Source organism: Mycobacterium sp. 852002-51152_SCH6134967, assembly GCF_001667105.1.
GTDB lineage: Bacteria > Actinomycetota > Actinomycetes > Mycobacteriales > Mycobacteriaceae > Mycobacterium > Mycobacterium neumannii_A.
This window is the reverse complement of sequence record NZ_LZIK01000012.1, coordinates 155,134-179,035: the sequence shown is the minus strand read 5'-3', so window position 1 is coordinate 179,035 and position 23,902 is coordinate 155,134. Positions and strand designations below refer to the sequence as shown.

The 23,902-nt window shown below is 66.8% G+C and carries 16 protein-coding genes; 10 read left to right on the top strand and 6 right to left on the bottom strand.

Going from position 1 to position 23,902, the window contains the following annotated elements:
- Positions 1-4 precede the first annotated feature (4 nt).
- Genes A5790_RS03500 through A5790_RS03490 form a run of 3 tightly spaced genes read left to right on the top strand, consistent with a single transcriptional unit; the run spans position 5 to position 3,714 of the window.
- Positions 5-1,999 carry an APC family permease gene (locus tag A5790_RS03500; RefSeq protein ID WP_066841413.1) on the top strand — a complete coding sequence of 665 codons (1,995 nt, stop codon included), beginning with the start codon at positions 5-7 and terminating at the stop codon, positions 1,997-1,999.
- 26 nt (positions 2,000-2,025) lie between these two features.
- Positions 2,026-3,216: a class I SAM-dependent RNA methyltransferase gene (locus tag A5790_RS03495; protein ID WP_082961562.1), complete on the top strand. Its 1,191-nt coding sequence runs from the start codon at positions 2,026-2,028 to the stop codon at positions 3,214-3,216.
- Between the two features lie 18 nt (positions 3,217-3,234).
- Positions 3,235-3,714, top strand: a complete 480-nt coding sequence (locus A5790_RS03490) for an MSMEG_6728 family protein (protein WP_066841411.1) — start codon at positions 3,235-3,237, stop codon at positions 3,712-3,714.
- Positions 3,715-3,716: 2 nt separating this feature from the next.
- On the opposite strand, the gene A5790_RS03485 is transcribed toward A5790_RS03490, so the two are convergent.
- Positions 3,717-4,178: a hypothetical protein gene (locus A5790_RS03485; RefSeq protein WP_066841410.1), complete on the bottom strand. Its 462-nt coding sequence runs from the start codon at positions 4,176-4,178 to the stop codon at positions 3,717-3,719.
- Between the two features lie 128 nt (positions 4,179-4,306).
- Here A5790_RS03485 and nhaA point away from each other — a divergent pair, with 128 nt between their 5' ends.
- The 3 genes from nhaA (at position 4,307) to A5790_RS03470 (ending at position 8,621) form a co-directional block, all read left to right on the top strand.
- Positions 4,307-5,635 carry a Na+/H+ antiporter NhaA gene (nhaA, locus tag A5790_RS03480; RefSeq protein WP_066841409.1) on the top strand — a complete coding sequence of 443 codons (1,329 nt, stop codon included), beginning with the start codon at positions 4,307-4,309 and terminating at the stop codon, positions 5,633-5,635.
- Between the two features lie 28 nt (positions 5,636-5,663).
- Positions 5,664-7,577: a 1-deoxy-D-xylulose-5-phosphate synthase gene (dxs, locus tag A5790_RS03475; protein WP_066841408.1), complete on the top strand. Its 1,914-nt coding sequence runs from the start codon at positions 5,664-5,666 to the stop codon at positions 7,575-7,577.
- A gap of 129 nt (positions 7,578-7,706) precedes the next feature.
- Positions 7,707-8,621: an alpha/beta fold hydrolase gene (locus A5790_RS03470; RefSeq protein WP_066841407.1), complete on the top strand. Its 915-nt coding sequence runs from the start codon at positions 7,707-7,709 to the stop codon at positions 8,619-8,621.
- Here A5790_RS03470 and A5790_RS03465 read toward each other — a convergent pair.
- Positions 8,618-9,916 carry a ribonuclease D gene (locus tag A5790_RS03465; protein ID WP_066841406.1) on the bottom strand — a complete coding sequence of 433 codons (1,299 nt, stop codon included), beginning with the start codon at positions 9,914-9,916 and terminating at the stop codon, positions 8,618-8,620. The genes A5790_RS03470 and A5790_RS03465 overlap by 4 nt on opposite strands.
- Positions 9,917-9,918: 2 nt before the next feature.
- Positions 9,919-10,455, bottom strand: a complete 537-nt coding sequence (locus A5790_RS03460; protein ID WP_231744895.1) for a DUF3000 domain-containing protein — start codon at positions 10,453-10,455, stop codon at positions 9,919-9,921.
- Between the two features lie 164 nt (positions 10,456-10,619).
- Here A5790_RS03460 and hemE point away from each other — a divergent pair, with 164 nt between their 5' ends.
- The 4 genes from hemE to A5790_RS03440 are packed head-to-tail and all read left to right on the top strand — an operon-like array spanning position 10,620 to position 14,075.
- Complete coding sequence (gene hemE / locus A5790_RS03455; RefSeq protein WP_066841405.1) at positions 10,620-11,684, top strand: uroporphyrinogen decarboxylase; 1,065 nt, start codon at positions 10,620-10,622, stop codon at positions 11,682-11,684.
- Positions 11,681-13,036 carry a protoporphyrinogen oxidase gene (locus tag A5790_RS03450; RefSeq protein ID WP_066841404.1) on the top strand — a complete coding sequence of 452 codons (1,356 nt, stop codon included), beginning with the start codon at positions 11,681-11,683 and terminating at the stop codon, positions 13,034-13,036. The genes hemE and A5790_RS03450 overlap by 4 nt, the downstream gene beginning before the upstream one ends.
- Positions 13,037-13,040: 4 nt before the next feature.
- A complete protein-coding gene (gene hemQ, locus A5790_RS03445) occupies positions 13,041-13,736 on the top strand; it encodes a hydrogen peroxide-dependent heme synthase (RefSeq protein ID WP_064426012.1) in 696 nt (231 codons plus the stop codon).
- 27 nt (positions 13,737-13,763) lie between these two features.
- Positions 13,764-14,075, top strand: coding sequence for a hypothetical protein (locus A5790_RS03440; RefSeq protein ID WP_094292059.1), 312 nt, complete (start codon positions 13,764-13,766; stop codon positions 14,073-14,075).
- Between the two features lie 82 nt (positions 14,076-14,157).
- Here A5790_RS03440 and msrB read toward each other — a convergent pair whose 3' ends face one another.
- The 3 genes from msrB to A5790_RS03425 are packed head-to-tail and all read right to left on the bottom strand — an operon-like array spanning position 14,158 to position 23,858.
- Complete coding sequence (gene msrB / locus A5790_RS03435; RefSeq protein ID WP_064395327.1) at positions 14,158-14,571, bottom strand: peptide-methionine (R)-S-oxide reductase MsrB; 414 nt, start codon at positions 14,569-14,571, stop codon at positions 14,158-14,160.
- Positions 14,572-14,580: 9 nt separating this feature from the next.
- Positions 14,581-22,788, bottom strand: coding sequence for an adenylate/guanylate cyclase domain-containing protein (locus A5790_RS03430; RefSeq protein WP_066841403.1), 8,208 nt, complete (start codon positions 22,786-22,788; stop codon positions 14,581-14,583).
- Positions 22,789-22,790: 2 nt separating this feature from the next.
- The gene (locus A5790_RS03425) at positions 22,791-23,858 is read right to left on the bottom strand and encodes an oxidoreductase family protein (RefSeq protein ID WP_066841402.1); all 1,068 of its coding nucleotides are present in this window, start codon (positions 23,856-23,858) and stop codon (positions 22,791-22,793) included.
- Positions 23,859-23,902 lie beyond the last annotated feature (44 nt).

Genomic DNA, 23,902 nt, shown 5'->3' with positions numbered 1-23,902 from the left:
ACTCGTGTCCAAGCTATCCAGGTTCGCGCGGCGGGTGGTCCTCGGCAGGCCGTTTCGCAGCGACAGGATTTCGCACACTCTGCTGCCGAAGCGGATAGCCCTTCCCGTCTTCGCCTCAGACGCCCTGTCGTCGGTGGCCTACGCGCCCGAAGAAATCTTTCTGGTGCTCTCGGTAGCCGGCCTGGCCGCCTACTCGATGACGCCGTGGATCGGGCTGGCGGTGGCCGGGGTCATGGTGATCGTCATCGCCAGCTACCGGCAGAACGTGCATGCCTACCCGTCCGGGGGCGGGGACTACGAGGTCGTGACCACCAACCTCGGACCCACTGCCGGCCTGACCGTGGCGAGCGCGCTTCTGGTCGACTACGTGCTCACCGTCGCGGTGTCGATGTCCTCGGCGATGTCGAACATCGGCTCGGCCGTGCCGTTCGTGAACCATCACAAGGTGCTGTTCGCGGTGATCGCGATTTTGTTGGTGGCGGCGATCAACCTGCGCGGCATCCGAGAGTCCGGAACCGCTTTCGCCATCCCGACGTACGCGTTCATGGTCGGGATGTTCCTCATGCTCGGCTGGGGCTTCTTCCAGATCTATGCTCTCGGGGAACCGCTGCAGGCCGAATCGGCGAATTTCGAGATGCATTCCGAGCACGGGGAGATCGTCGGTTTCGCGCTGGTTTTCCTTGTGGCACGGGCGTTCTCATCCGGCAGCGCTGCACTGACGGGTGTGGAGGCGGTCAGCAACGGGGTGCCGGCGTTCCGCAAGCCCAAGTCGCGCAACGCCGCGACCACCCTGGCGTTACTCGGCCTGTTCGCGGTCACCCTGTTCATGGGCATCATCATGTTGGCCAAGGAAACCGGTGTGAAGATCGCGGAGCGACCGCACGAACAGCTCGTGGGCGCCCCGGCGGACTACCACCAGAAGACGCTGATCGCGCAGTTGGCCGACGCGGTCTTCCACGACTTCAGCGTCGGGCTCTTCCTGATCGCCGGTGTCACGGCGCTGATTCTGTTGCTGGCCGCCAACACGGCGTTCAACGGGTTCCCCGTCCTCGGCGACATCCTGGCGCAGGATCGTTACCTGCCGCGCCAATTGCACACGCGCGGAGACAGGTTGGCATTCTCCAACGGTATCCTGTTCCTGGCGTTCGCCGCGATCGCGTTCGTCGTGGCTTTCCGCGCCGAGGTGACCGCGCTGATCCAGCTCTACATCGTCGGTGTCTTCGTGGCATTCACACTGAGCCAGATCGGCATGGTGCGGCACTGGACGCGGCTGCTGCGCACCGAAACCGAGCCGATGTTCCGGCGCAAGATGATGCGTTCCCGCGTGATCAACGCGATCGGCTGCGCCTGCACCGCCACTGTGCTGGTGATCGTGGTGGTGACGAAATTCCTTGCCGGAGCCTGGATTGCGATCCTGGCGATGGGGCTTCTCTTCGGGATCATGAAATTGATCCACCGGCACTACGACACGGTGGCACGCGAACTCGAAGAGCAGGCCGCCGCGGCGAGTGACATGGTGCTGCCCAGCCGCAACCACGCCATCGTGCTGGTTTCAAAACTGCATCTGCCCACGATGCGCGCGCTGGCCTATGCCAGGGCCATCCGCCCGGACACGCTGGAAGCCATCACGGTCAGCGTCGACGAAGGCGAGACTCGGGCTCTGATGGACAAGTGGGAAGACAGCGATATCAGCGTTCCGCTGAAGGTCATCGCCTCGCCGTACCGCGAGGTCACCCGGCCGGTCCTCGATTACGTCAAGCGGATCAGCAGGGAGTCGCCGCGCACCGTCGTCACGGTGTTCATCCCTGAGTACGTCGTCGGTCACTGGTGGGAACAGCTGCTGCACAACCAGAGTGCGCTGCGGCTCAAGGGCCGCCTGCTGTTCGAACCGAACGTGATGGTGACATCGGTGCCGTGGCAACTGAGTTCCTCGGAGCGGCTCAAGACGCTTCAGCCGCAGTCGGCGCCCGGCGACGCGCGCAGGGGATTCCTGGAGTGACCCGTGTCGCGGCTGTGCCGTCGGAACTGACTGTGACCGCTGGGCCGCCCGCCAACGGTGGCAGCTGTGTGGCGCGCGACGACGGCCGCGTCGTGTTCGTCCGCTACGCGCTGCCCGGGGAGCGGGTCAGGGTCCGGGTCGTTGCCGATCGTGGCAAGTATCTGCACGCCGACACCGTCGAGGTCATCGAACCGTCGGCAGACCGTGTCGAATCGATCTGCCCGATCGCGGGTGCGGACGGCGCCGGCTGCTGCGATATGGCGTTCGCCGAGCCCGCGGCGGTCCGCAGGCTCAAGGGCGCCGTCGTCGCCAACCAGTTGGCCCGATTGGGCGGGTACCACTGGCGCGACGAAGCCGACGTCGCCGCCGACCCGGTCGGTGACGTGGGCGCGACCGGGTGGCGGACTCGGGTGCGGTTGGACACCACCGCGGCAGGGGAACCCGGATTCCACCGGTTCCACAGTGCCGAGCTGATCACCGACTTGAACTGCGCGCAGCTGCCCGGCGGGATGGTCGACGGCCTGGCCGAGCGGACCTGGCCGCCCGGTGCGCATCTGCACGTGGCGATCGACGACGAGGGCACGCGCCACGTCGTGCAGTCCGGACCCAAATCCGGGCCCAAGGGCAGGGCCGCCACGCAGGTGATCGAGGGCGACTACGAAGCCGTCCAGCGGGTCGCGGACCGGACGTGGCGGGTGCCCGTGACCGCTTTCTGGCAGTCGCATCGCGACGCGGCGCGACTCTACAGCCAATTGGTGGCCGGCTGGGCGCAGCTGAGCCCCGGGATGACCGCGTGGGATTTGTACGGCGGGGCAGGGGTGTTCGCGGCCGTGCTCGCCGAAGCGGTCGGGGAGACCGGCAAGGTCGTCACGGTGGACACCTCGCGAGGGGCATCGCGAGCCGCGCGGGCCGCCCTTGGCGAAATGAAATGGGTGTCGGTGGTCACCGACTCGGTGCGCCGCGCCCTCACCGCCCAGCGGAAGCGGGCCGACGTCGCGGTGCTCGATCCGCCGCGGACCGGAGCCGGTCGCGAGGTGATCGACCTGCTGGGGGCCGCCGGGGTACCGCGTGTCATCCATATCGGTTGTGAGGCAGCGTCATTCGCGCGAGACGTCGGTCTCTACCGCGGACACGGATACACGGTCGAGGAGTTGCGGGTCTTCGATTCGTTTCCGCTCACGCACCACGTCGAGTGCGTCGCGGTGTTGAGCCGCTAAACGGGTATCCGGCGGAGGATGCAGACGTTTTTGCCCTGCCCGGGTTTCGACGACACCGCCCGCGTCCTCGACACGAAGCGGCTCGGCAAACAGCGGGTCGAGACCATCCAGGTGGTTCGCGCCCTGACCGTCCCGGGCTATGGCTGGCGCCATCACCCCGCAGCGGCGATGTGGGCCGGCTACGAGGAAGCCCTGGTCCGCTACGGGCTCGACATCTGCGCCGCATGGTGCCGGCTGGGCCACGCCGACACGTGTGCGACCACCATGCTCACCGACCTGACCCGCACCACCGGCATCGCCACTCCGCGTACCCAGGATGAGTTGGCCGCGGCGGGGGAGGTCCCGCCGTGGCTGGGCGATCCGGAGTTTCACCGCAGCCACCAGTCGGTGCTGGTGCGCAAGGACCCGCAGCACTACCGCACGTTCTTCCCCGACATTCCCGACGACCTGGACTACGTCTGGCCGGGTTCCGACCGTCCCCGACGTGTCGCGATCTGACGTCAGCCGCTGAAGTACCGGGCCAGTCGGCGCTGGCGGTGCCCGAACAGCGCCCCGACAGCCGCCGCGATGACCGGCGTCAGCACTCGCAGCGGTGCCCGCAGTTCGAAGGTGAGCCGGTCGCGGACCACGGTTGAGGCGTCGCCCGCCGGTTCGAGGGTGCGTTCGTGCCGCCACAGCCGCATGCTCAGCATCGTCGACTCCTCGTGGAAGCCGCGGCCCGGCCACAAGCCGGCGATCGTCAGGTTGTCGTAATCGAACGGCAGCACCCCGAACAACCGCATCCAGCAGCGGCCCACGGGCTCGCCGACGGGGATCGTCTCGACGGTCAGGTCCTTCTTGCCGCGCGGCATCGACATGGTCATCCACGGCCGCAGTTCGTGGTTGATGCCCTCAGGCGTGACGATGCGCGCCCACACCTGCTCAATGGGCGCCCCGATGGTGCTCTGACGTTCGACGATCATTTGGGACCAACGTAGGCCAAGCGCCTGCCGCTGCGGTGGCTACATCGCGTTGATACGTTGAGCGACAGGGTGTGCCGGGAAGTCTGGTCGGCAATTGTCTTGTCGACCCCTACAGATCGGGACCCACCGTGACCGCCAACCCACTGCGCCGCTTCGGACGGCGGACGCTGTTCTCCCGCGGATCATGGTCCGAGACCAGCCGGGTGACCTCGATCCTGCGCCGGGAAACCGTCGGAGGCGCGATCCTGCTGGTGGCTGCGGCCGTCGCGCTCGGGTGGGCGAATTCGCCGTGGTCAGAGAGCTACTTCGCCCTGCGCGATCTGAAGATCGGCGGCGAACCGTTCGGCCTGCACCTGGACCTCACGGTAGGCACCTGGGCGGCCGACGGATTGTTGGCCCTGTTCTTCTTCGTCGTCGGACTCGAGCTCAAACGCGAGTTCGTCGCAGGCGACCTGCGTGACCCCGCCCGCGCGGCGCTGCCCATCGCCGCCGCCGTCGGCGGAATGGTGGCCCCGGCCCTGATCTTCGTCGCGGTGACCGCTCACGTCGGCGACGGCGCCCTGCGGGGTTGGGCGATCCCGACGGCAACCGACATCGCGTTCGCCGTCGCGGTGCTCGCTGTCATCTCCACGCACCTTCCCTCGGCGCTGCGCACGTTCCTGTTGACGCTTGCTGTCGTCGACGACCTTCTTGCGGTGCTGGTGATCGCCGTCTTCTACACCGAGGGGATCAACTGGGTCGCGTTGTTGGCGGCCCTGGCGCCTCTGGCCCTTTTTGCGCTGTGCGTGCAGCGCCGCATCCGGTCGTGGTGGCTGTTGGTTCCGCTCGCGCTGGCCACCTGGGCGCTGATGCACGAGTCGGGCATCCACGCCACGGTGGCCGGTGTGCTACTCGGCTTCACCGTGCCTGTCGTGCGTTCGCAGGCGGCGGGCGGACCCGAGGCCGGGCCGGGGTTGGCCGAACACTTCGAACACCGCCTGCGCCCGCTGTCGGCGGGGTTCGCGGTTCCGGTGTTCGCGTTCTTCGCCGCCGGGGTGAGCATCGGCGGCTACACGGGGTTCGCCGAGGCGATGACCGACCCGATCACACTCGGCATCGTGCTGGGTCTGGTGGTCGGGAAACCGGTCGGCATCTTCCTGACCACGCGGATCCTGGCGTCGGTCACCAGAGCCGATCTGGACGCCGCGGTCCGGTGGATCGACGTGCTCGGCATCGCCATGCTGGCGGGCATCGGGTTCACCGTGTCGCTGCTCATCGGCGACCTCGCCTACGGCATCGGATCCGAACGTGACGAATTCGTGAAGATCGGGGTGCTGACCGGATCTCTGGTTTCCGCTGCCATGGCCGCGGTGCTCTTAAGGCTGCGGAACAGGCAATATCGCCAGATCTACGAAGAGGAAACCGCTGATTCCGACCACGACGGTGTGCCCGACATCTACCAAGCTCGACACGACTGACTGCGACGGCCGTGCGTAGACTGAACGAATGCTTGAACAGATCCGCGGGCCCGCAGATCTGCAGCACCTGACGCAGTCGCAACTGAGCGATCTAGCGCGTGAGATCCGCGAATTCCTGATCCACAAGGTGGCTGCCACCGGCGGGCATCTCGGCCCGAACCTCGGCGTCGTCGAGCTGACGCTCGCGCTGCACAGGGTGTTCGATTCGCCACACGATCCGATCATCTTCGACACCGGACATCAGTCCTACGTGCACAAGATGCTGACGGGCCGCAGCCACGAGTTCGACAGCCTGCGCAAGAAGGGCGGCCTGTCCGGCTATCCCTCCCGCGAAGAGAGCGAACACGACTGGGTGGAATCCAGCCACGCCAGTTCGGCGCTGTCCTATGCCGACGGGCTCGCCAAGGCATTCGAGCTGTCCGGACACCGCAATCGCCATGTGGTCGCCGTCGTCGGTGACGGCGCGCTGACGGGCGGTATGTGCTGGGAGGCGCTGAACAACATCGCCGCGGCGCGACGGCCCGTGGTAATCGTCGTCAACGACAACGGCCGCAGCTACGCGCCGACCATCGGCGGTTTCGCCGAACACCTGGCCGGCCTGCGGCTGCAGCCCGGCTACGAACGCGTGCTCGAAGAGGGCCGCAAGGCGGTGCGCGGCGTCCCGGTCATCGGCGAGGTCTGCTACCAGTGCATGCACTCCATCAAGGCCGGCATCAAGGACGCGTTGGCGCCGCAGGTGATGTTCACCGACCTGGGCCTGAAGTACGTCGGGCCCATCGACGGCCATGACGAGCACGCCGTCGAGGTCGCGCTGCGCCGGGCGCGGGGCTTCAACATGCCCGTCGTCGTGCACGTCGTCACCCGCAAAGGCATGGGTTACGCGCCGGCGGAGAACGATGAGGCCGACCAGATGCACGCGTGCGGTGTCATCGACCCCGAGACCGGGCTGGCGACGTCGGTGCCCGGCCCCGGCTGGACGTCGACGTTCTCCGAGGCGCTGATTGGCTATGCGGCACGCCGCCGCGACGTCGTCGCGATCACCGCGGCGATGCCCGGCCCGACGGGTCTGACGGCATTCCGCCAGCGCTTCCCGGACCGGTTCTTCGACGTGGGCATCGCCGAACAGCATGCGATGACGTCGGCGGCCGGGTTGGCGATGGGCGGCCTGCATCCCGTCGTCGCGATCTACTCGACCTTCCTGAACCGCGCGTTCGACCAGGTCATGATGGACGTGGCGCTGCACAAGCTGCCGGTGACGATGGTGTTGGACCGCTCGGGCATCACCGGCCCCGACGGCGCAAGCCACAACGGCATGTGGGACCTGTCGATGCTGGGCATCGTGCCCGGCATGCGGGTGGCCGCACCGCGGGACGGTGTTCGGCTGCGGGAGGAACTCGGCGAGGCGCTCGACGTCAACGACGGCCCGACCGCGATCCGGTTCCCGAAAGGCGATGTCGGCGAGGACATTCCGGCAGTCGAACGGCGTGACGGGGTCGACGTGCTGGCGGTGCCGGCCGACGGGCTCGCCGGCGACGTGCTGTTGGTGGCGGTCGGTCCGTTCGCGTCGATGGCGTTGGCGGTCGCCGAGCTCCTGCGTAACCAGGGCATCGGTGTGACGGTCGTCGATCCGCGCTGGGTGTTGCCGGTGCCCGGGGCGATCACCGCGCTGGCCCGCGAACACAAGCTCGTCGTCACGCTCGAGGACAACGGTGTCAACGGCGGTATCGGGTCTGCGGTATCGGCGGCATTGCGCCGCGCCGAGGTCGATGTGCCGTGCCGCGACGTCGGCCTGCCGCAGGAGTTTTTCGCTCAGGCGTCCCGCGGCGAGGTGCTCGCCGAAGTCGGCTTGACCGATCGCACCGTGGCCCGCCAGATCACCGGCTGGGTCGCGGCTCAGGGCGCCTCCGTCAGCGAAGCCGAGGTCAGCGAGCAGCTCGACTAGCGCCCCAGTCCCGCGAGTGTGCGTGTCTGTTCACCACACGCCGCGCACTTTCAGCAGTTTGTGCACGCTCGTCGATGGGGTCGAGCCGCTCGAACCCGCGTGCATCGACAATCCGGTTAGGCTGCGGCGATGGATGCCGAGTTGGAGCGCTGGAAGGCCGCGGGCCGCTACTTCGATTACCTGGGCTTCGAGATCTTCTATCGGGTCGACGGCCCGCCGCTGGGTGAGGCGCCCACGCTGCTGGCCATTCACGGCTATCCCTTCAACTCGTGGGACTGGTCACTGGTCTGGCCGACGCTGACCGATCGCTTCACCGTCATCGCACCGGACATGATCGGCATGGGCTTCTCGGCGAAACCCGTCGCCTACGAATACTCGGTGCTCGATCATGCCGACGTCCACGAGGCGCTGCTGGAGCACCTGAACGTCGAGCAATGTCACGTGCTGGCGCACGATCTCGGCGATTCGGTCGGCCAAGAACTCCTGGCCCGCAGCGAGTTCGGCCAGCAGTCGTACGGGTCGGTGCGTTATCAATCGATCACCTGGCTCAACGGTGGGCTGTTCAACGAGGCCTACACTCCGCGCACCATGCAGAAGCTCATGTCGGGAACTCCGCTGGGCGACTTGATGAGTCCTCTGCAGGGACGCAGTTCGCTGTCGCGCAAGATGCTCGAGCGAACACTCGACGAACTGTTCGGGCCGAACACGAAGCCCTCACGCGAGCTGATGGACCGCTTTCATCAGATTCTCGAATACAACGACGGTAAGCGCGTGCTGCACAAGGTCGGTCGATTCCTGGGCGACCGGTACACGCACCGCAACCGATGGGTGCGCGCCATGCGCCGAACCACGGTGCTCATGCGCCTGATCGACGGACCGGTCGACCCGAACTCCGGGGCACACATGGCGCGTCGGTACGCCGAAGTGATTCCCGACGCCGACGTGGTGATGCTCGCCGACGACATCGGACACTGGCCGCAACTCGAGGCTCCCGAGGAAGTGTTGCGCCACTTCCTGATTCACGTCGAGAAGGTGACCGCCTAGCCTCCGGCGGAGCCCTGCTCGGCAAGCGCAGCGTCGGCCTTGGTCAGCGCCTCGGCCAGCGGAGGCACCGTCAACTCGCGTTGCCAAGGCCGCGCGCCCGCGTCACGCAGAAACGACTCGATCACGTTCGCCCGGTCGTCGACCGGCTCCCAGTCCCAACACAACCGGCGCACGGTATCGGGGGAGAGCAGATTCTCGGTGGGCACGGAAACCCGTTGCGACACATCGGTGAGCGCGGCGCGCACCGCGTCCAGTCGCGCGGCGGCTTCGGGTTTGCGCCTGGCCCACCGGGACGCGGGCGGCGGACCGTTCGGCGGCTCCTGCGATGTCGGCAGGTCCTGCGTGGTGCGGGCCCGGGCGAGCGCGTCGAGCCACACCTTGGCGCTGCGGCGCTGCCGGTTGCCGCCGAATATCGGCAGCGCCGTCAACTTTTCGACAGTGTCGGGGTCGGTGGTGGCGGCGTTGATGATGGCCGAGTCCGGCAGGATCCGGCCCGGCGCGATGTCGCGGCGCTGCGCGATGTGGTCACGGGTGGTCCACAGTTCGCGCACGGCGGCCAGCGCGCGGGCGTCGCGGATCTTGTGGATGCCCGACGTGCGTCGCCAGCGGTCCCGGCGGGTCGGTGTCGCCTCGAACTTCCTGAGGTGCTCGAATTCCTGTGCCGCCCACTCGGTTTTGCCCTGCTCCTCGAGTACCGCGGCCACCGCGTCGCGCAGGTCGACGAGCACCTCCACATCGAGAGCGGCGTAGTTGAGCCATTCGTCGGGCAGCGGCCGCTTGGACCAGTCGGCGGCGCCGTGGCCCTTCATGAGCCGCAGGCCCAGCAGCCGCTGCACCATCGCGGCGAGGTTGACCTTGTCGTAGCCGGCGAGTCGGCCCGCCAGCTCCGTGTCGTACAGGCGGACCGGCCGGATGCCGAGTTCGGCCAGACACGGCAGATCCTGGTCGGCGGCGTGCAGTACCCATTCGTCGGTGGCCAGCACCTCTGCCACGGGGGCCAGCGCTTCGACCGGATCGGCGCCGTGGCTCACCGGGTCGATCAACACGGTGCCGGCGCCGTCGCGTCGGATCTGGACGAGGTAGGCACGGTTGGAGTAGCGGAACCCCGAGGCGCGCTCGGCGTCGACCGCGAACGGGCCGTGGCCGGACGCCAGCAACTCGGCGGCCTTGCGGATCTCGCTGACACTGGTCGACAGCGCGGGCACGCCGTCGCGGGGCACCAGCAGCGGCGTCGCCTCCGGCTCGGCCTCTTCGGGCGCGGCCGCCTGCGGGAGGGCCTCGTCGGGATCGGGCATCGTCAAGCGCGGGTGCGTGAGCCGAGGTCGGTGACGCCCTGCGGCGGCAGCCCGGCGGCATGCTCAAGCACCTCACAGAACGCCTCGACGTGCGGGCCCAACTCCAGCGTCGTCGCCGTCCAGGAGGCACGCAGTTCCAACTGGTGGGCCCGGGGCGGGCCGGAGATGTCGCCGTAGCGCACCGACGTGGTGGCGGTGACGGTGCCGCCCAGGGCGGTGACGTGCTCGGCGCGCTCGGCAAGGGCGTCGACGAGCCAGCTCCACGCGACCTCGGGCAGCAGCGGGTCGACGGCTTCGCTGGAGTCCAGATCGGCCTGGATGTAGGCGACCAGGCGCATGGTGCCGTCCCACGCGTCGGCGCCCTCGGGATCGTGCAGCAGGATCAGGCGGCCGAACGCGTCACCCTCCGAGCGCTCCGGCACGATTGCCGTCTCGGGATGGCGGACCTCTGCGCCCAGCGCATAGCTGAACGGCGCCAGCCGCTGCGGCGGGCGGATCGGGCCGAGCTCGATCTCCGGGCGGACGGTGGTGGCATTCATCGCCGCCACCGCTTCACGGAACTGAGCCGGTTCGGCGGTGGTCACGACGTTTGACGCTAGACCATCCGAGCAGGTCTGTGCGCGTGGCGCGCCGATCTTGTTGGGCACCGATCCGGTCGAGGCGAAGCGGGCCTCGCCAGGTCCACATGGCAGCATTGACAGCGATGAACACACGCCGTGAGCTGCCCGACTCCGCCTATCTGGCCGCCGCCCGCGGCCGCAAACCCGGCCGCGTGCCGGTGTGGTTCATGCGGCAGGCGGGCCGTTCGCTGCCCGAGTACCGCGTACTGCGGGCGAAGAACACGATGATGCAGGCCTGCTTCGATGCCGAGCTGATCACCGAGATCACCCTGCAGCCGATCCGCAGGCACGGTGTTGACGCCGCGATCCTGTTCTCCGACATCGTGGTGCCGTTGCGGGCCTCGGGCATCGCCCTCGACATCGTGCCCGACGTCGGCCCGGTGATCGAGCACCCGATTCGCACCGCCGCCGACGTCGGCGCGATGAGACCGCTGGAGCGTGAGCAGGTCGCGCCGGTCGCCCAGGCCGTCGGGACGCTGGTGTCCGAACTCGGTGACGTGCCGTTGATCGGGTTCGCGGGCGCGCCCTTCACGCTGGCTTCCTATCTGGTCGAGGGCGGACCGAGCCGCAACCACGAACGCACCAAGGCGATGATGCTCGGAGAACCCGAGACGTGGCACGCGCTGATGACCGCGCTGACAGAGGTGACGATCGCGTTCCTGCAGGTTCAGGTGGACGCGGGTGTCGATGCGATCCAGGTGTTCGACTCATGGGCGGGGACGCTGTCGCTGGCCGACTACCGCAGCTATGTACTGCCGCACAGCACCCGGGTGTTCGCGACGCTGGCCGCAGCCGGAGTGCCGATGACCCACTTCGGTGTCGGTACCGCCGAACTGCTGGGCGCGATGTCGCAGGCGGCCTCCGGACACGGCGCCCCGGCGGTGGTCGGGGTCGACTGGCGCACGTCGCTGTCCGACGCCGCCGCCCGGGTGGTCCCGGGGACGGCGTTGCAGGGCAACCTGGACCCGGTGGTGCTGCTGGCCGGCCTGCCGGTGGCCGAACGCGCCGCGCGTGCGGTCGTCGACGACGGCAGACGGGCGATCGATGCGGGCGCCGCCGGGCATGTGTTCAACCTCGGGCACGGCGTGCTCCCGGCCACCGATCCCGGGGTGATCACTGAAGTGGTGGCGCTGGTGCATTCGTTGTGAGTGCATCGTATTGCGTTGTCGGCGGCGGGATTTCAGGTCTCATCGCCGCATACCGCCTGCGCGTCGCCGCGGGTCCCGACGCGTCGATCACGCTCTTCGACCCCGCCGACCGGCTGGGCGGCGTGCTGCGCACCGAGCGGATCGGCGGCCAACCGATGGACGTGGGCGCGGAGGCGTTCGTCGCGCGTCGACCCGAAGTCCCTGCCTTGCTGGGCGAGCTGGGTCTGGCGAACCGCCAGATCGGCACGACCGGCGCGCGCCCGCTGATCTACAGCCAGGGCAGGCTGCATCCGCTGCCCGCCGGCACGCTGCAGGGGATACCGGCGCAGCCGTCGGCGCTGGCGGGGCTGGTGGACGAGGCGACGATCGCCTGGATGCACGGTGAACCCAATCGCCCGTTCTCGTGGCGCCCGGGCGCCGACCCGTCCGTTGCCGAGCTGGTCGGCGACCGGTTCGGTGAGCAGGTGGTCACCCGTTCGGTCGAACCCCTGCTGGCCGGTGTCTACGCAGGCAATGCGGCGACGATCGGGGTTCGTTCGGCGGTGCCGACGCTGGCTGTGGCGCTTGACCGCGGCGCGAGAACCCTCACCGAGGCTGTTCGGGACGCGGCGCCGCCGCCGGTCACCGGGTCGGTCTTCGGCGCGGTCGACGGCGGCTACCGGGTGTTGATCGACGAGCTTGTCCGGCGCGCCGGCGCACAGTGGCAGCAGGTCACCGTCGAAAGGTTGCACCGCGGCGCGCGGGGCTGGGAACTCGTCGACGACGAGGGCGCCCGCTACCACGCCGACGCTGTCGTGCTCGCCGTGCCTGCGCCCCGGCTGGCGCGGCTGGTCGCGGAGGTCGCTCCCCGAAGTGCGGCCGCGGCTGGGCGCATCCCGGTGGCGTCGACGGCGTTGGTGGCGTTGGCGTTGCCGGGCGGTACGCCGTTACCGCAGCAGTCCGGCGTGTTGGTGGCCGGCGGTGAACGACTGCGGTCGAAGGCGGTCACGCTGACGTCGCGCAAGTGGGGTGAACGCGGCAGCGTCGAGTTGGTCCGGCTCTCCTTCGGGCGGTTCGGCGACAACCTGGCCCGCAGCGTGGGCGACGAGGAATTGCTCATGTGGGCGGCCGAGGATCTCGCCACGCTCTTCGGTGTCAGGACCGAGCCCGTCGACTACCACGTGCAGCGGTGGATCGACGCGATGCCGCAGTACGGACCGGGGCACGGCGGGCTGGTCGCCGAGTTGCGCTCGGGACTGCCGCCGACGATCGCGGTCGCAGGCGGCTATCTGGACGGCATCGGCGTACCGGCGTGTGTGTCGGCGGCCACCAGGGCGGCGGCGTCGCTGGTCACCACGCGCGTGGCACGATAGAGCTATGGCCAAGCTCGACTTCGACACGCTCAACTCGACCCTTCGCTACCTGATGTTCTCGGTGTTCGCCGTGCGGCCCGGAGAACTGGGAGAGGAGCGTGGCGCGGTCGTCGACGAGACCGCGACGTTCCTCAAACAGCAGGAGGAGCGCGGCGTCGTAGTGCGCGGCCTATATGACATCGCGGGTATGCGCGCCGATGCCGACTTCATGATCTGGACACACGCCGACAACGTCGAGGCGCTGCAGGCCACCTACGCCGACTTCCGGCGCACCACCGCCTTGGGTCGCGCCAGCAATCCGGTGTGGAGCAACGTCGCATTGCACCGTCCCGCGGAGTTCAACAAGAGCCACATTCCGGCGTTCCTGGCGGGCGAGGAGCCGGGGAACTACATCTGCGTGTATCCCTTCGTGCGGTCGCTGGACTGGTATCTGCTGCCCGACGAGGAGCGCCGCCGCATGCTCTCCGAGCACGGCATGGCGGCGCGCGGCTACAAGGACGTGCGGGCCAACACCGTGCCGGCGTTCGCGTTGGGCGACTACGAGTGGATCCTGGCGTTCGAGGCGCCGGAACTGCACCGCATCGTCGACCTGATGCGTGATCTGCGTGCCACGGATGCGCGGCGGCATGTCCGCGAGGAGACGCCGTTCTTCACCGGTCCGCGGATCAGCGCGGAGCAGTTGATCGATCGCCTGCCGTAACCGGCGTCGCTCGGTCATCATGGACCGATGAGGACACAGGTGCTGCTCGGTGCGGCGATGTCGATCGGGGCGCTGGCGGCGGCGCCGACGGGGTTGGCGCAGGCTCCAGACAGCGAGAAGTGTGCGCCGCGGTTCGGTCAGGTCATCGACATCACGGCCGGCGACATCGACTGCATCACCGCATCGGACTACGCCGCGAAGTACGACCTCAACGGCGACAAATACCAGGTCATCGGCCCGTTCACCTGCTACTCGGGCAACGCGATGACCGCGCCGCTGCTGTTCCAGTGTGTCGCTGACACCGAGGACCGCGCCGAGTTCGCCGTCTACCCGGCGTAGCTCTTTTGGCGCCGAATCGCGCCGAAATGGCATTCCGGCAGAACTTTTTCGAGTGAAAGCCCTGCTGGAATGCAATTTCGCGTCAGGAGGTCGGCTTGAGCCGCAGCGAGATCGAGTTGATGCAGTAGCGCTGGTCGGTCGGCGTGGGGTAGCCCTCGCCCTCGAAGACGTGGCCCAGGTGGCTGTGGCAGTTGGCGCAGATCACTTCGACGCGGCGCATGCCCAGCGAGTCGTCGGACCGCAAGATGACGGCGTCGGAGTCGGCGGGGTCGAAGAACGACGGCCAGCCGCAGTGCGATTCGAACTTCTCGCTACTGCGGAACAGCTCGGCACCGCAGGCGCGACACTCGTAGATGCCCTCGGTCTTGGTGTCGGTGTACTCGCCGGTGAACGGGCGCTCGGTGCCGGCCTGGCGAAGGACGTGGAACTCCTCGGGGGTCAGCTTCTTGCGCCACTCGTCATCGGTCAGCTGCAGTTTGGGGGCCGGTGTGGTCATGCCTCCACGCTAGCGATTTTCTGTGCGACGCACCCGCTCCTCGGCGTAGGCGAACGCGGCAGCCTCGTCGTCTACGTCGAACTCCGAAAGATGCGTGGTACGTCCCTCGCGGAACTCGCCCACGATGATGCGGGTCCATTCGTATCGCTCGCCGTCGTGACCTGTGGCCTCGCGTTCGTGCAGAGTCACCGCGACCGTCGGTGAAATCCATCGTTCGATCGAGTGCCACGAACGTACCGAGGAGACCATTGCGCACAGGTCCTCGTAGCTGGCTCGTAAGTCGGCGACTGACCGGTCGGGGAACCCGGATCGCGAACGGCTGACGGCGTGCATGTCGGCGGTAGCCATCTCCCCGAACACCCGGTCCCACTCCCGACGGTTGATGGCCATCAGGTACTTGGCGATGTGGGTCGCACCCTCTGCGACGGCCGCTCCTTCGCCGACGCAGTACCGCCGCGTGAGTTCTTGGTAAGCGTTCTCGAAGTCGTCCTCGTCGAAGCGGCCCTCGTAGACGAAATGTCCAGCGTCGTCGACCTCGTAGACGTGGAGGTAAGACGTTGCGTTGCCGGCGTCGTCCGACCAGACGCTGGAGTGCATACTCAGAACGTCGCCGCGGACCGCTAGAGTTCGCCACTCGAAGTTGTTGTACTGAGCCAAGATCCGTTTCCCGGCCAGCCGCAGCCCGGCGGCATTACGAACGGGATCCCCGCTGACCCGGCGTCGATCGTCGTATACGCATGGGATTGCGTAGCAGCCGATACCCCCTTCAAGATCCTTGGCCCGCATGGCGTTCTGCAGCGCGGCGACGGTATCGCACGAGCTGTTGGTCAACGGCAACCGGCTGCCGACGGCGTGGATGCGCTCCTCGGCGCAGGCGAACGCGGCGTCCTCGTCATCGGCGTCGAACTCGCACTCCGAGGCCATCCGCCCGTCGCGAAACTCCACGACGCTGAGTCGCGTCCAGGTGTACCGCTCGCCGTCGGGACCGATGGCCTCGCGCTCGGTGCGGTTGACGCAACATGTCGGCGATACCCAACAGAGAGCTGATAGCCATGTTCGTGCCCAGTCGACACGCGCATTGAAGTCCTCGATAGCGGCGCGCGCCTCTGTGAGCGAACTGTCGGGAAATGCTGAGCTGGAATGCATCTCGAAGCGCATCCCGGGTTCCATGAGTTCGCCGAACAACCGGTCGAGGTCGCCGCGGTTGAGCGCGACGATCCACTCGGTCTGTGTGGCACCTGCGTCGGCGAATGAAGCGCCCTCATCGAAGTAGTACCGTCGCTCAAGTTCACGATAGGCGCCCTCGAAATCGTCTTCATCGAAGCGACCGTGGTAGACGATGCGCCCGTTGTCATCGACCTCGTGAACCGTCAGATACCGAACCTCGAAGCCGTCATCATTCGCCCAATGCATCAAACCGAGGGCCAGTGATTCACCGCGCACCGCTAAGGTCTTGCTTTCGAATGTCGAATAATCCTCGAGGATCCGCTCCAAAGCAGCGCGAGTCTCCCCGAGAGGGTTCCCGGCAAGGCGTCGACGATCGTCGTAGACGAAAGAGTCCGCGAAAAGTGCTGCAGCGGCATCGACTTCTCGCGCTTCCATCGTCTTCCACAGGTCGTCGGACGTCCTGGTCGCCAGATTGCTCACTGTGAGTCGGCTGTTCGCAGATCGCAGTAACTCGTCGGCGTACGCGAAGGCCGCTTCCTCGTCGTGGATTTCGAACACGCACATCGATGCCATCTGTCCGTTGCGAACTTCGAAGGCGAGGAGCCGTGTCCACGAATAGCGCTCACCGTCACGCCCGACCGCCTCCCGCTCGTGACGGCCGACGCAGACAGTCGACGACAGCCAGCATGTCGATGAATGCCACTGGCGCACCGACGCGAACATCCCGTCGAGGTCTTCGATGGTCGCGCGAAGCTCGTGGGCGGAACGATTGGGGAACCCAGACCGTGACCGGTTTTCGATGCGCATTCCGTCCGCGCTGAGCTCGCCGAAGAGTCGGTCCCATTCGTGGTTGTTCAGCGCGGAGGCATACTCGATGGTCATCTGGCCGGCTTCAGCGAATGCAGCTCCCTCGCCGGCGAAGTACCGGCGTTCGAGCTCCCGATACGCGCCGTCGAAGTCGTCGTCGCCGAATCGGCCGTAGTAGCAGACGAGGCCATCTTCGTCGGTCTCGATGACGTGCAGGTATCTCGTCTCGAATCCGGCGTCGTTCGCCCATCGCGTTCGTGACAGCTGCAGCGATTCACCCCGTACCGCCAGGGCCTCGCCCTCGAAGATCGAGTACTGCGCGAGGATTTCCTCACAGGCAGCGCGGACGTCCGTCGGAGGGGTGCCCGCCATCGCCCATCGGTCGTCGTAGACATACGAGTCGGCGAACAATGCCGCGGCGCGATCGGCGTCACCAGCCTCCATCGCCGCCCTCACGGAGTGCCACGCCCGGCTGGCCTGGTTGCTGATGGCTAGCCGACTGGCGGACGCACGCAGCAGATCCTCGGCATGAGCGAACGCCGCCCGCTCATCGTCCAACTCGAACTGGCACATCGATAGAAGTCGACCGTCGCGGACCTCTCCGGCCATGATCCTTGTCCAGGAGTACAACTCGCCGTCGTGGCCGATGGCTTCACGTTCGTGACGGGCAACCCCGACCTCCGGCGACAGGTAATACTCGACCGCAATCCACGAGCGATTGGAGGCCACCATCGACTTGAGTTGTTCCAAGCTGGCGCGCAGATCGCCTGCCGACCGGTCCGCGAAGACTGAGCTTGACTTGTTGTATGTGCGCAGCTCAGGACTGGCCAGCTGCCGGAACGCCAGGTCGAAGTCTCCTTTGTCGGTAGCAAGCATGAATTCGGCTACCAGAGAGGCTGATTCGGCGACCGCAGCACCTTCGGCGGTCCAATACCGATGGCAGAGTTCGCGGTAGGCACCCTCGAAATCGTCTTCATCGAACCGGCCGTGATAGGCGACGCGCCCGTCATCGTCGATCTCGTGGAGGTTCAGACTGACCGTTTCGTTCCCGGCGTCATCCCACCAGCGACTCCAGCGCAGCTCCAGTCGCTCGCCGCGGACCGCCAGAGTTCGCCATTGGGAGTGTGGGTACTGCTCGTTGATGCGCGCTGCGGCGGCCCGCAATCCAGTGTGACCCTCGATCGGGTGGCCGCTCAGGCGTCGACGATCGTCGTATACAAACAGATCCGAGTACAACGCCATCGCGCTGTCAACGTAACCGGCCGTCCCTTGGCGCCAGGCGTTGTCGACCCGCTCACTGGCCCGGTTCGTGACTGCGAGTCGACTGGTGGTGGCCCGCACCCGCTCGTCGGCGTAAGCGAACGCTGCATCCTCATCGTCGAGGTCGAACCGACAGGCGGCGGCGACCCGTCCGTCACGAACCTCGCAGACATCAAGCCAAGTCCACGAATAAGACTCGCCGTCGTGGCCCATTGCCTCGCGCTCGAAGCGAAAGACGGCAATTGTCGGCGACAGGAAGCGCACGGCGGCCTCCCACGACAGCGACGAGCCCACCGCGGCGTCTAAGTCTTCAAAGGAGCTTCTGACATCGGTTGCGGTGCGGTGGCCGAACACAGAACTCGACCGGTTCTCGAGACGATAGGAGGGAGCCGTGAGCTCCCCGATCAATCGGCCGTAGTCGCGTTGATTTAGCGCAGTGATCCATTCGGTCGTGACAGCCCCCAATTCGGCGAACGCGGCGCCCTCTCCGGCGTAGTAGCGCCGTTCGAGTTCGCGGTAGGCACCTTCGAAGTCATCCTCGTCGAAGCGACCGTCATAGAGAACACACGCCGCATCGTCAACCTCGAAGACGTGCATATACGCCGTCGCGTTCCCAGCCTCGTCGGACCATCGACTCCGTACCAGGACCAGGCGATCACCGCGCACCGCGAACACGTGAAAGTCGAACACGGTGTACTGCCTGCAAATTTGTGTCACGGCCGTCCGCATGGCTTCCCGACCGACGATGGCGTCACCGCTGAGTCGTCTCCGATCGTCATACACGAATCCATCCGCATAGGCGCCAACAACGCCGTCGATGTCGTGGGACCGTAGCGCCTCGAACACTTGCGGTAACAACTCGGTTGCTCGGTTCGCGAGTGCTAGCCGACTGGCGGCCGCCCGCACCCGCTCCTCGGCATAAGCGAAAGCGGCTGCCTCATCGTCGATTTCGAATTGACATATCGATACGAGCCGGTTGGCCCGGATCTCGGCTGCATGGATACTGGCCCACTCGTAGTTCTCGTCATCTCGTCCCGTAGCTTCTCGCGAGAAGCGGAGAACGAGCCAGCTCGGTGACAGCCACTCAATCGCTGACGCCCACACACGAGACGAGGCGACAATCGCGTCAAGTTCTTCCAGAGTGCCGCGGAACTCGTCGGCCGAGAGTTCGGGATGCGCCGCGTGGGAACGATTCTCGAGCCTGAAGTCCTCAACGAAGAGTTCACCGAAAACCCGGTCGTAGTCTCGTCGGTTCATGGCGAGGACTATCTCAGTCGTCACAGCACCCGCCGCGGCGAACTCCTCTCCCTCGCCGGCGTAGTAGCGCCGTTCGAGTTCGCGGTAGGCGCTTTCGAAGTCGTCCCCGTCAAAGCGGATGTGGTAGAGGAGGCGGTCGTCGTCGCCGGTTTCATTGACGTAGAAGGAGGTTGCGACGTTTCCGTCGTTGTCTGCCCACCGGCTCCACACAAGATGCAGGCGCCGGCCGCGGACAGCGAGGACGTGAAATTCGAAGTGCGTGTACTGCTCTGAAACCCGCTCTATCGCCGTCCGCATCGCGTCGAGGCCAATGACGGGCTCGCCGCTCAGGCGTCGCCGGTCGTCGTAGACGAACCGGTCTGAGAACCAGGCGAGGGCGCCCTCGGTGTCGTGTTCCTTAGTCGCCTTGATGAAGGCGGGTAAGTATCGACAGGAGTCATTGGTGACCGCGAGCCTGCCGGCGACCACCGCGGTGCGCTCATCCCTGGGACCTGTTGCTGCTCGGACGGGTTTCTCCGAGGGCGTGGCTACGGGCTCGTCGGTAAGCCCAATCGAAATGGACACTTCCTTAGCCGTATACAGCGCCTTGGCGTCATCTCGAGCGGTGACGGCGCCCTCGCGATCTCCCGCTGCCGTGAGCACACGGCTCAACGCGAGGCAGGCCTCCGCGTGGTCGAGAACGAGGTCTGTCCCGCTGGCGACCGTCACCGCATCCGTGGCCATCGCTACCGCATCACCCTGGCGGCCCTGAGCCGAGAGGATTTCGGCCCGCACCGCGCGCCAGGCGATCGCCGTCTTCAGATTATGGCCTGCGAGCCCCTGGCTTTCAGCTGCGTACTGGTCGGCTCCGTCGATACGGCCCTGCGCAAGAACGGATCTTGCCAATAGGGCGGCGGCTTGCCCCGCGTCGGCGCCGACGCCCAACGCGTCGAGCCCTTCCAGTGCCGTTCGAAAGTGCGGCTCCGCGGCGACCGCATCGCCCTCCATCAACTCGATGATCCCGGCGAACAACTCCGTTTCCATCAGGCCGTGTCGCAGACCGAGGTCGGCCACTATTTGGCGAGCATCGCCAAGCATCCTGCGCGCCTTGTCCGGCCGTCCGCGTAGCAGTTCCAGGACGGCCAGATGCCGCAGTGACGTCGCCTCGAGCGAGGGCGCGGCCGTCGTCATCCGTTGCATCCGCACCACGTCAAGACATCGGCCGCCGGCCTTCGGCACGGGACTCGGCCCCCACAGCGCTGCACCCGGTGCAGCGCCCAACGCCGCGGTGATCTGCCGATGGTCCCCACTCTGGCGCGCCGCGATCAACGCCTCGAACAGGTCGAGTTCGCCGTCACCGACCCGGCCAAGACGCAGCCGTGCGCTCGCTCGTACGCGATGCGCCTTAGCTAGCCCGGCGGCGTCGGCGCGGCGGGCGAATTCGTCGATTGCGCCCTGGAGGAGGCTGTCGTACTCCAGTAACCGCTCAGGGTCTGTATAGATGCCGTGCTGGCACCGGTAGCACGTCGCCCATGGAGCCAACGCTTCTCCTGCAGTACGCTCGAGCTCGTCGACAAGTCCGGCTCCGGCGGTGACGTCGCCGGCGGACAGAAACGCTTCGCAGGCTGTCAGTAAGAGCTCGGCGTGCACCGTGTTGTCGGCCGCCGCAAGAGCCGAGCCTCGTGCCGCCTGGGTGCCCGCGGATATCAACTCGTCGCGGTCGAGCGCCCGCCGCGCCGAAACCGAGTAATGGCGTGCGGCACGCAAAGCCAGATCACTCGTGTGCTCGGTGAATTCGCCGAGTTCATGACGATAGACGTGAGCGGCTTCCAAATGTCGCGCGATCATCTCGTCGGCTTCGAACGCGACGCTGGGTCCGCCCGCCTCCACCCAGTCGGCCAGGCGTACATGCAGTTCCGCTCGGTCCGACTTCAACAGTCGCCGGTAGGCGACGTCGCGGATCAGCACATGGTGGAATCCCCATACAGCTTCGTCACCGACGTAGGTGCCCGTGGGCTGGGCGAGTTCCAGACGGCGAAGTCGGTTGAGCGACATCTTGATCGCATCCGCCTGACCACGGGCGAGCGCGCGCACCGTACCGACCGAGAAGTCGCTCCCCACCACCGAGGCGATCTCCAGTACGCGCCGGTCGGCAGGGTCGAGACGTTCCAGTCGCGACGCGAGCAGGGCGTGAATCGTCGGTGGGATGGTGATGGCGTCGACGTCGATCGTCAGTTCCCAGCCGGTCGGCTGCTCGACGAGAACTCCGTCGTGCGCAAGCATTCCGACGAGTTCCCGCACGAACAGGGGGTTGCCGCCGGTGGAGGAAGGCAGCCGATGAAGCAGCTCGGAAGGCAACTTGGCGGCGCCCAGAACCCTGGCGGCGAGTTCGGCTGTCGCGCCGGCGTCGAGGCCGTCGAGATGGATGGTGTCGGCGACCCAACGGCTTGCGGCGACGAGATCGGGACGAAGCTCGCGCAGCTCGGGTCGTGCCAGAGCCAGGACGAGTACCGGCACTTCCTTGATCCACTCGACGATATGCTCCATGAAGTCGAGCAGAAGGCTGTCGGCCCACTGGATGTCGTCGAGTACGAACACGACCGGGCCGCTTCCCGCCAACACTTCGATGAACCTGCGCAACGCCCAGAAGTTTTCCTCGACCGAGCCGGGTACGCCGGTGGCCAGACCGTTCAGGGCGCGCAGCAGGCGATCCCGCTCCGATACTTCGGCCGGTATGTCGGTTTCGAGGTCGTGGGCACGCAGCATCTCGACGATCGGTGCTAGCGCAACGGTCCCGTCGATCGCGCATCGAGACTGGATCACAGACGTATCAGTCTGAGCAGCAATGAATTCCGCTGCCAGTCGACTCTTGCCGACGCCAGGGTCACCGACAACGGTGACCAGTCGGGCTGCACGCGTAGCAATCGCGTCGTCGAGCACACTTTGAAGTCGCCGCACCTCCTGCGATCGGCCGACGAATGGGGTGGCGTCCGCCGCGTCCGGTTGCAGTCCGAGCCACTGGTACACCGCGACCGGCGCGTTACGGCCCTTCACCTGCACCCGGCCGAGCGACTCGTAGCCGTACCGACTTCGCGTCGCTCGCCAGGTCTCCTCGCCGACCACGACTTGACCGCGAGGGCATTCGGCTTCGAGGCGGGCACCCACGTTCAGGGCGTCGCCCACCAGGTCGGCGTCGCCCGCCCCGACGACGACCTCGCCGGTGTTGACGGCGACTCGCAGCGCCAGTTCGGTTCCGTGAGCCTCCGCGACCTGGGCGGCCAAACCGACGAATCGGTCCTGCAACTCGACGGCCGCGTCGACGGCGCTGGCGGCGTCCTCGGCTCCGATCTCGGGCACACCCCAGACGGCCATGAACCCGTCCCCGATGTACTTGGTCAGACCGGCCCTGTGCCGCTGGGCAGTCGAGCGCAGCAGGGCGTGATAGCGGCCGATCACATCGCGGGCTGTCTCCGCGTCGACCTGTTCCTCGAACGTGGTGGACCCGGCCAGATCAGCGAACATCACCGTCACCGTTTTGCGCGCCGGACCCGCAACCGGCAAATCCGCTTGATTCGCCTGCACCTCGAGCGGCGCGCCGCATCCCCGGCAGTACCGCGCGGTGGCCCGCGCCTCCAGGCCGCACGTCGCGCACACCCGCGCCAGCGATCCGCCGCAGCCCTCGCAGAAGCGCGCGTCCTCTTCATTCGTCGTCCCGCAGGTGGCGCAGGTGCGGCGGCTTTCAGCCATGCTCAATCCAGGCTCAGCGTGAAGGCGTCGTGGTCCTCGAGAGCCGCGACGGCGCGATGGAACATCGTGCGGGTCAACCGAAGGCTTCGTTCGTTGACAACTTGGATTCGGCCCTCGGCCATGACGGGGTACAGGAAGCACCACGCGGTGGCGATCCGGTAGTCCCGTCTTAATTGATCTGCGGAGTAATCGATTCCGTTCTCGGCAAGACGTTCGCGATACCGAGCGAGCAGTTCGTCTTCGCAGCCACGGCGCGCCTCGGGTGTGAGGCTTTGGGTCAGAAAGTAACCGAGATCGAAGGCGCCCCGGCCTTTCGAGATGACCTGCCAGTCGAGCACCGTGACGGGCGGATCGACGGGGTTGGTGGCGAAGAACATCTGATCGAGCCGAAGATCTCCGTGCAGGAATGTTCGAGGATGACGGGATACCTCATGGAGGAACCACGGCATCGACGCTTCGAATCGGTCGCCGTAGTCCCGGATCGCTGGGGACAGCTCGTCGCCCAGACGCTTGACGAACGTCGCCCATGCGGCGTGGTAGTTGCTGATGATCACCTCGGAGAACGGCGGAACGGCGTGCACTTTGAGCCATGGCAGCGAGGCGAGGCGCGCGTTGTCCCACCAATGTGCCTGGTGCCGGGCGAGGGTGTCGATGACGGTCTCGGCGTCGGTGACGGAGCAGCCTTCCAGTTGGTCGGCGATACGCAGTCGACCAAGGTCCTCGAGGACCAACACGAAATCGTGGGTCTCGTCGTCGAAGGCTGCGAAGTACGGACGCGCCGGCGGCAGCGGATTAGTGACGCCGATCTCCTGGTAGAACCGGACCTCCCGGCGGTAGAACTCGAGGTTCTCGCACAGGTTGGTCCGCGCGATCGCGTCCAGCGTCGGGAGCTTGACCACGACCGTCGGCGGCACGTCGGGGCTGCCGACGAGGTGGGCCCGATAAAGGCGGCCGAGCAACCCGACGCCGATCCCGAATTGCTCGAGCTTGCACACCCGGACATCAGCCTGTAGGACCTCGCTGAGCCATTCAGGGGTGATGAGTTGCGGATCTACCGGGATTCTCGGCATATTGCGCCTCCCCAGTTGACCCGCGAGCGAATCAATCGTACGAG